The organism is Streptomyces sp. NPDC046876 (assembly GCF_040645035.1).
Lineage (GTDB): Bacteria > Actinomycetota > Actinomycetes > Streptomycetales > Streptomycetaceae > Streptomyces.
Genome location: NZ_JBEYXK010000174.1, coordinates 1 through 8221 on the forward strand (window position 1 = coordinate 1; position 8221 = coordinate 8221).

Consider the following 8221-nt stretch of genomic DNA (forward strand, 5'->3'; position numbering starts at 1 on the left):
GGCATGTTCGAGCTGACCGGCCTGCCGCCGGCCCCCCGCGGCGTCCCGCAGATCGAGGTCTCCTTCGACATCGACGCGAACGGCATCATGCACGTGACCGCCAAGGACCTCGGCACGGGCAAGGAGCAGAAGATGACCGTCACCGGCGGCTCTTCGCTCGGCAAGGACGAGGTCAACCGCATGCGCGAGGAGGCCGAGCAGTACGCGGAGGAGGACCAGCGCCGCCGCGAGGCCGCCGAGACCCGCAACCAGGCCGAGCAGCTCGTGTACCAGACGGAGAAGTTCGTCAAGGACAACGAGGACAAGGTCCCGGCCGAGGTCAAGACCGAGGTCGAGTCCGCCGTCGCCGAGCTGAAGGAGAAGCTCAAGGGCGAGGACACGGCCGAGATCCGCACCGCGACCGAGAAGGTCGCCGCGGTCAGCCAGAAGCTCGGCCAGGCGATCTACGCGGACGCCCAGGCCGCCCAGGCCGCCGGCGGTGCCGGTGAGGCGGGCGCGGGCCAGGCCAAGGCCGAGGACGACGTCGTCGACGCCGAGATCGTCGACGACGAGAAGCCGAAGGGCGCGCACTGATGTCGGAGGAGACCGCGGGTTTCGACGAGAAGCCCGAAGTCCCCGACGGCGCCACCCCTGACGACGCCGCCGAGCCGAAGACCGCCGACTCCTCCTCCGAGGAGGCGGCGGCCCCGGCCGGGGACTCCGGAGCAAAGTCCGCCAAGTCCGACCGGTCCGCCGAGGACACGGCCGTGCTGGCGCAGCTGGACCAGGCCCGTACGGCGCTCGCCGAGCGCACCGGGGACCTCCAGCGACTCCAGGCGGAGTACCAGAACTACCGCCGCCGGGTGGAGCGGGACCGGGTCGCCGTCAAGGAGATCGCGGTCGCGAACCTCCTGACGGAGCTGCTCCCGACGCTGGACGACATCGGCCGGGCGCGGGACCATGGCGAGCTGGTCGGCGGCTTCAAGTCGGTGGCCGAATCGCTGGAGACCGCCGCCGCCAAGATGGGGCTGCAGCAGTTCGGCAAGGAGGGCGAGCCCTTCGACCCGACGATCCACGAGGCCCTGATGCACTCGTATGCGCCGGACGTCACCGAGACGACCTGCGTGGCGATCCTGCAGCCGGGGTACCGGATCGGCGAGCGGACGATCCGCCCCGCGCGGGTCGCGGTGGCCGAGCCCCAGCCGGGCGCGGCCCCGAAGTCCCCGGGTTCCGATTCGGCGGTCGCGGAAGGCGACACGCCGTCGGACAAGGACGCGGATGCAGCCGACAAGGGCTGACGTCCGCAGGATCGAGCACGTGGGCGCACGGGAGGAGGGACACCGGGGATGAGCACGAAGGACTTCGTCGAGAAGGACTACTACAAGGTCCTCGGTGTCCCCAAGGACGCCACCGAGGCAGAGATCAAGAAGGCGTACCGGAAGCTCGCGCGCGAGTTCCACCCGGACGCCAACAAGGGCGACGCCGCGGCCGAGGAGCGCTTCAAGGAGATCTCCGAGGCGAACGACATCCTCGGCGACGCCAAGAAGCGCAAGGAGTACGACGATGCCCGCGCGCTGTTCGGGAACGGCGGCTTCCGCCCCGGTCCCGGCGCGGGCGGCTCGTTCAACTTCGACCTGGGCGACCTCTTCGGGGGTGCCCAGGGCGGCGGTGCGGGCGGCGGCTTCGGCGGCGGCCTGGGCGATGTGTTCGGCGGCCTGTTCAACCGGGCCGGCGGCGGTGCGGGCACCCGCACCCAGCCGCGCCGCGGCCAGGACGTCGAGTCGGAGGTCACCCTCTCCTTCGCGGAGGCGGTGGACGGGGCCACGGTCCCGCTGCGGATGTCCTCCCAGGCGCCCTGCAAGGCCTGTTCGGGCACCGGCGACAAGAACGGCACGCCCCGGGTGTGCCCGACCTGCGTCGGCACCGGCCAGGTATCGCGCGGCAGCGGCGGCGGCTTCTCGCTGACCGACCCCTGCGCGGACTGCAAGGGCCGCGGCCTGATCGCGGAGAACCCCTGCGAGGTGTGCAAGGGCAGCGGGCGCGCCAAGTCCTCCCGCACCATGCAGGTCCGGATCCCGGCGGGCGTCTCCGACGGCCAGCGGATCCGGCTGCGCGGCAAGGGGGCGCCGGGCGAGCGCGGCGGCCCCGCGGGCGACCTGTACGTGGTGGTCCATGTGGGCAGCCACCCGGTGTTCGGCCGCAAGGACGACAACCTGACGGTGACCGTCCCCGTGACGATCGCCGAGGCGGCCCTGGGCGCCGACATCAAGGTCCCGACCCTGGGCGGCCCGCCGGTGACGCTGAAGCTGCCCCCGGGCACCCCCACGGGCCGCACCATGCGGGCCCGCGGCAAGGGCGCGGTCCGCAAGGACGGCACCCGGGGCGACCTGCTGGTGACGGTGGAGGTTGCGGTTCCGAGCCCGTCGGTCCTGACGGACAAGGCCCGCGAGGCACTGGAGATGTACCGCGACGCGACGGAGTCCGACGACCCGCGTGCTGCGCTGTTCGAGTCCGCGAAGGGAGCATGACATGGACGGCCGCCGACGACAGTCCCGGTTCGGGGGCGGAGGATACGAGCTCACCGACGAGACCCCGGTCTACGTGATCTCGGTGGCCGCCCAGCTCTCGGGCCTGCACCCGCAGACCCTGCGTCAGTACGACCGCCTCGGCCTGGTCTCCCCGGACCGCACGGCCGGGCGCGGCCGGCGCTATTCGGCCCGGGACATCGAACTGCTCCGCACGGTGCAGGCGCTGTCCCAGGACGAGGGCATCAATCTGGCGGGGATCAAGCGGATCATCGAGCTGCAGAACCAGGTCGAGGCGCTCCAGCAGCGCGTCGCCGAGCTCTCGGCGGCGGTGGACGGGGCGGCGGCCGTGCTCCAGCAGCGCGAGGCCCAGGTGCACGCCTCGTACCGGAGGGACCTGGTCAAGTACCAGCCGCCGGTGCAGGGCAACGCACTGGTCGTCTGGCGGCCCGCCCCGAAGCGTCAGGGCGACTAGTTCCGGCCAGACGCGGACCGCGCGCAGAACGGCCACAGGCCGTGCGAAGGCCCCGCCCGGGAACCCGGGCGGGGCCTTCGCACGTTCTCCTGCGCCTTCTGGTCCGACCGGCCTCAGTCGGCCGCCGTGTCGTCGTCCAGGATCCCCGACCGGGCGATGAGGAAGCCGAGTTGGGCCCGGCTGCCGCTGCCGAGCGTGCTGGCGAGCTTGGCGATGTGGGCGCGGCAGGTGCGTACGTTCATGCCCAGCCGGCGGGCTATGGCCTCGTCCACGTGCCCCTCGACGAGGAGTTGGGCGATGGAGCGCTGCACGCCCGAGATCCCGCCGCGGGTGGGCTGGTAGGTGACCTCCTCCTGCAGCGGCACGGCGCGGTGCCACAGCTGCTCGAACACCTTGATGAGGTAGTCCACGAGCCCCGGGTGGCGCAGTTCCAGGGCGACCTGGCGGTCGTCGCTGGCCGGGATGAAGGCGACGGTGCGGTCGAAGATGATGAGCCGCTCGAACAGCTCCTCCAGCGTGCGGACTTCGACCTTGCCGGCCTTGAGGATGTCGACGTACGCGAGCGTGCCGCGGCTGTGGCGGACGGTGTGCTGGTAGAGGGTCCGGATCCGGACACCGCGGTCGGTCAGCGGCTGGTCGCGCTCCAGGGCTTCCGTAAGCTCCAGGCTGGGGCGGGCGCCGCCGGGCTGGATGGTGAGCATCTCGGTGTGGCACTCGGCGGTGGCGAGGTTGAGGGCCGCGTTGATGGGGTCGAAGCCCTCCAGCACCGTGATGGCGTGGGTGCTGGCCGGAGTCTGTGCACTGATGGCGAGAAACGGCTCGAACGCCTCGGACAGTTCGAGAGAATCGCGGTGCCGCTCGCGGATCTCGCGTTCGATCGGATGCAGCCGCTGTGCGAGGGCGACCGCCGGTGGAACCGGACGGAGTGAATTGACGTCATCAGGATCCGGCTGCAGCAGGGCCAGATCGAGCAGGCAAGGCGCCGTTTTCACGTCCCCACGTGCAATGCGACCGGTCCGCAGCGCGCTGGTGTAGAGCCGCGCCCCCTCACTGCACAGGTCGGTGACCGAGTGGGGATGTGTCGCTTTTGTTGTGTTTATGGTCAAATCTCCACCCCCCAGGGTCCTGAACATGCAAGAACATGATGCATCGTCCCTGTGGCAGCGACGTGCCTGAATGAGCCATCGTCTGACAGGCGGGGGAGAGGATTTCATCAAGTGAGGACGAAGCCGACCATGAACAAGAGAATGCTTCGCTCGGCGCTTGCCACCGTCATCTTCTCGGCTGTGGCCGGTCTGGGACTTGCCGGAGCCACTCTGGGGGGCGCCGGAGGGGGTGCCGCGGACACCCAGGCGGCTCCGCTGGAGGACAGCGGATGGCGTGCGGCCCCGCTGGACAGCGGATGGCGCGCGGCGCCGCTGGAGGACAGCGGTTGGCGTGAGGCCCCGCTGGACAGCGGTTGGCGCTCCGCCCCCGTCGATGCCGATTCCGCCACCTCTGCTGCGGAGAGCGCGGCATGACCCCCGACGACCGCGGTTTCCGCCGCGAAATGGCTTCCGCTTACCGCTCCGGCTGGCAGTTCATCGACCTCGCCACGGCCATCCCCCAGGTCGGCGACTCGCTGATGGTCACCTTGTTCGGCCAGCCGATCGTCATCACGCGCGAGGAGGACGAGGACGTGCGGGCGTACCGCTGCCTGCGCCGCCCCCGCGGCGCGCCGCAGCCGGTCCGCTGCGAGGTGCGCTACGGCATGGTCTTCGTCAACCTCGATCAGCGCGACCACCAGCTCTTCGAACCCGATATCACCACCGCCACCCCCCGCAGTGCCTGAAGCGATTCCCCCGTCGTTGCAGATCGCTCCAGGTGCTTCCCCCACACAACGGCGCCGTCGTGGACCTGACCACGATGGCGCCGTTGTGATGTCCGCGTCCAGTATTCGAACCGGACAAAGGTGAAGGCTGAACGGCCTTTCGGGTTGGACGGCCTTTCGAGCTGAGACGGCCTTTCAGGCCCGCCCCATCGCCCGGTCCAGGGCGATCTCGATGACCACCCGGTCCGGGTTGGGCGAGGGCATCCGCCCGTACCGCTCCGCGTAGCGCGCCACCGCGTCGGCGACCGCCGCCTCGTCGGTACGGATCACCGCGCGCCCCTCCAGGGTCGCCCAGCGCTTGCCCTCCATCTGGCACACCGCGACCCGCGCCGCGCCCGGGGCCGTCCCCTGCGCCGCGAGCACGTTGCGGACCTTCTTGCTGTGCTTGTTGCTGATCACCCGCGCGATCCCGGCCTCCGGGTCGTACGTCACGCCGACCGGCACGACGTGCGGGGTGCCGTCCGGGCGCGGCGTGGTCAGGGTGCAGACGTGCCGCTCCCGCCAGAAGGCGAGGTACTCGGGCGTCGGATGGAGTACGTCATGGGACATGCGCAGAGCGTACGACTCCTGCCTTGAGTGGAATAGACTCAACTTTGCGCACGTTGACCGTGTCAGAGTCATCAGAGTGATCGGTATCGGGCTGCACCCGAGAGGAGAAGTCGCACGTGGACGCCGAGCTGACCAACAAGAGCCGGGAAGCGCTGAACGCCGCCACCAGCCGCGCCGTCAAGGACGGCCACGCGGACCTGACCCCGGCCCACCTGCTGCTGGCCCTGCTCGCCGGCCAGGACAACGAGAACCTCACCGACCTGCTCGCCGCCACCGACGCCGACCAGGTCGTCGTCCGCACCGGCGCGGAGAAGCTGCTCGCCGCCCTGCCCAGTGCCACCGGCTCCACGGTGGCGCCCCCGCAGGCCACCCGCGACCTGCTCGCCGTCCTCGCCGAGGCCGACCGGCAGGCCGGGGAGCTCGGCGACGAGTACCTCTCCACCGAACACCTCCTCATCGCGATCGCCGCCAAGGGCGGCGCCGCCGGTGAGGTCCTTTCCGCCCAGGGCGCGACGGCGAAGAAGCTGCTGGACGCCTTCCGAGACGCACGAGGAGGACGGCGGGTGACCACCCCCGACCCCGAGGGCCAGTACAAGGCCCTGGAGAAGTTCGGCACGGACTTCACGGCCGCCGCGCGCGAGGGCCGGCTCGACCCGGTCATCGGCCGCGACCAGGAGATCCGCCGCGTGGTGCAGGTGCTGTCGCGCCGCACCAAGAACAACCCGGTCCTCATCGGCGAGCCCGGCGTCGGCAAGACCGCCGTCGTCGAGGGCCTGGCCCAGCGCATCGTCAAGGGCGACGTCCCGGAGTCCCTGAAGAACAAGCGCCTGGTCTCCCTCGACCTCGGCGCGATGGTCGCGGGCGCCAAGTACCGCGGCGAGTTCGAGGAGCGCCTCAAGGCCGTCCTCGCGGAGATCAAGTCCAGCGACGGCCAGATCATCACCTTCATCGACGAGCTGCACACCGTCGTCGGCGCGGGCGCCGGCGGCGACTCCGCCATGGACGCCGGCAACATGCTCAAGCCGATGCTGGCCCGCGGCGAGCTGCGCATGGTCGGCGCGACCACCCTCGACGAGTACCGCGAGCGGATCGAGAAGGACCCCGCCCTGGAGCGCCGGTTCCAGCAGGTCCTGGTCGCCGAGCCCACCGTCGAGGACACCATCGCCATCCTCCGCGGCCTCAAGGGCCGCTACGAGGCCCACCACAAGGTGCAGATCAACGACAGCGCCCTGGTGGCCGCGGCGACCCTCTCCGACCGCTACATCACCTCCCGCTTCCTGCCCGACAAGGCCATCGACCTCGTCGACGAGGCAGCGTCCCGGCTCCGCATGGAGATCGACTCCTCCCCGCTGGAGATCGACGAGCTGCAGCGCTCCGTCGACCGCCTGCGCATGGAGGAGCTGGCGCTGAAGAACGAGTCGGACCCGGCCTCCATCGAGCGCCTGGAGAAGCTCCGCAAGGACCTCGCCGACAAGGAGGAGGACCTGCGCGGCCTGACCGCCCGCTGGGAGAAGGAGAAGCAGTCCCTCAACCGCGTCGGCGAGCTCAAGGAGCGCCTGGACGACCTGCGCGGCCAGGCCGAGCGCGCCCAGCGCGACGGCGACTTCGACACCGCCTCCAAGCTGCTCTACGGGGAGATCCCGGCCCTGGAGCGGGAGCTCGCCGAGGCCACCGAGGCCGAGGCCGCGGTCGAGGCGTCCAAGGACACCATGGTCAAGGAGGAGGTCGGACCCGACGACATCGCCGACGTCGTCGGCGCCTGGACCGGTATCCCCGCCGGCCGGCTCCTGGAGGGCGAGACGCAGAAGCTGCTGCGCATGGAGGCCGAGCTGGGCCGGCGCCTGATCGGCCAGGGCGAGGCCGTCCGCGCCGTCTCCGACGCCGTGCGCCGCACCCGCGCCGGGATCGCCGACCCCGACCGGCCGACCGGCTCGTTCCTCTTCCTCGGCCCCACCGGCGTCGGCAAGACCGAGCTGGCCAAGGCCCTCGCCGACTTCCTCTTCGACGACGAGCGGGCCATGGTCCGCATCGACATGTCGGAGTACTCCGAGAAGCACAGCGTGGCCCGCCTGGTCGGTGCCCCGCCCGGCTACGTCGGCTACGAGGAGGGCGGCCAGCTCACCGAGGCCGTCCGCCGCCGCCCGTACTCGGTCGTCCTCCTGGACGAGGTCGAGAAGGCCCACCCCGAGGTCTTCGACATCCTGCTCCAGGTCCTCGACGACGGCCGCCTCACCGACGGCCAGGGCCGTACGGTCGATTTCCGCAACACGATCCTGATCCTCACCTCGAACCTGGGCAGCCAGTTCCTGATGGACCCGGTGACCTCGGAGCAGGACAAGCGCGACCGCGTCCTGGAAGTCGTCCGCGCCTCCTTCAAGCCGGAGTTCCTCAACCGGCTCGACGACCTGGTGGTCTTCTCCGCCCTGACCAAGGACGAGCTGGCCCACATCGCCGAGCTCCAGGTGGGCCGCCTGGCCCGGCGCCTGGCCGAGCGCCGCCTCACCCTGGACGTCACGCCCGACGCCCTGGCCTGGCTGGCCGACAAGGGCAACGACCCCGCGTACGGTGCGCGGCCGCTGCGCCGCCTGATCCAGACGGCCGTCGGCGACCGCCTCGCCAAGGAGATCCTGGCCGGCGAGGTCCGCGACGGCGACACCGTCCGGGTCGACGTGGCCGGCGACGACCTCCTGGTCGGCAAGGCCCTGTAGCCCCGGCCCGTGCCCGGCCCCGCAGCCGCCGGCCCTGCCCCCGCAGGGGCGGGGGCTGTCCGCCCCGTGCCGGTCGCACCTGTTGGGGGGGTCACGGGGTTGGTGCCAGGGGGGT

The 8221-nt window shown here is 71.2% G+C and carries 8 protein-coding genes; 6 read left to right on the forward strand and 2 right to left on the reverse strand.

All coding sequences use genetic code 11. The annotated features are described in order from the left end of the window. From ABZ924_RS37420 to ABZ924_RS37435, 4 genes are all read left to right on the forward strand, one after another. A partial coding sequence (locus tag ABZ924_RS37420; protein ID WP_361920017.1) for an Hsp70 family protein occupies positions 1–573 on the forward strand: 573 nt, incomplete at its 5' end. After that, entirely contained in the window at positions 573–1277 is a 705-nt protein-coding gene (gene grpE / locus ABZ924_RS37425) for a nucleotide exchange factor GrpE (protein ID WP_361920018.1), read from the forward strand. The genes ABZ924_RS37420 and grpE, both read left to right, overlap by 1 nt. A gap of 48 nt (positions 1278–1325) precedes the next feature. Further along, positions 1326–2507: a molecular chaperone DnaJ gene (gene dnaJ, locus ABZ924_RS37430; RefSeq protein ID WP_361920020.1), complete on the forward strand. Its 1182-nt coding sequence runs from the start codon at positions 1326–1328 to the stop codon at positions 2505–2507. Position 2508: 1 nt separating this feature from the next. After that, the gene (locus ABZ924_RS37435) at positions 2509–2979 is read left to right on the forward strand and encodes a helix-turn-helix domain-containing protein (RefSeq protein ID WP_361920022.1); all 471 of its coding nucleotides are present in this window, start codon (positions 2509–2511) and stop codon (positions 2977–2979) included. Between the two features lie 113 nt (positions 2980–3092). Here the strand turns inward: ABZ924_RS37435 and ABZ924_RS37440 are convergent, their stop codons facing one another. Beyond that, a complete protein-coding gene (locus tag ABZ924_RS37440; protein ID WP_361920024.1) occupies positions 3093–4112 on the reverse strand; it encodes a helix-turn-helix transcriptional regulator in 1020 nt (339 codons plus the stop codon). Between the two features lie 383 nt (positions 4113–4495). Between ABZ924_RS37440 and ABZ924_RS37445 the strand changes: the two genes are divergently transcribed. Then, a complete protein-coding gene (locus ABZ924_RS37445) occupies positions 4496–4810 on the forward strand; it encodes a (2Fe-2S)-binding protein (RefSeq protein WP_114053450.1) in 315 nt (104 codons plus the stop codon). A gap of 174 nt (positions 4811–4984) precedes the next feature. Here ABZ924_RS37445 and ABZ924_RS37450 read toward each other — a convergent pair whose 3' ends face one another. Continuing rightward, complete coding sequence (locus ABZ924_RS37450; RefSeq protein WP_361920026.1) at positions 4985–5398, reverse strand: TIGR03618 family F420-dependent PPOX class oxidoreductase; 414 nt, start codon at positions 5396–5398, stop codon at positions 4985–4987. 116 nt (positions 5399–5514) lie between these two features. Between ABZ924_RS37450 and clpB the strand changes: the two genes are divergently transcribed. After that, positions 5515–8106: an ATP-dependent chaperone ClpB gene (gene clpB / locus ABZ924_RS37455; protein ID WP_361920028.1), complete on the forward strand. Its 2592-nt coding sequence runs from the start codon at positions 5515–5517 to the stop codon at positions 8104–8106. Positions 8107–8221: the final 115 nt, after the last annotated feature.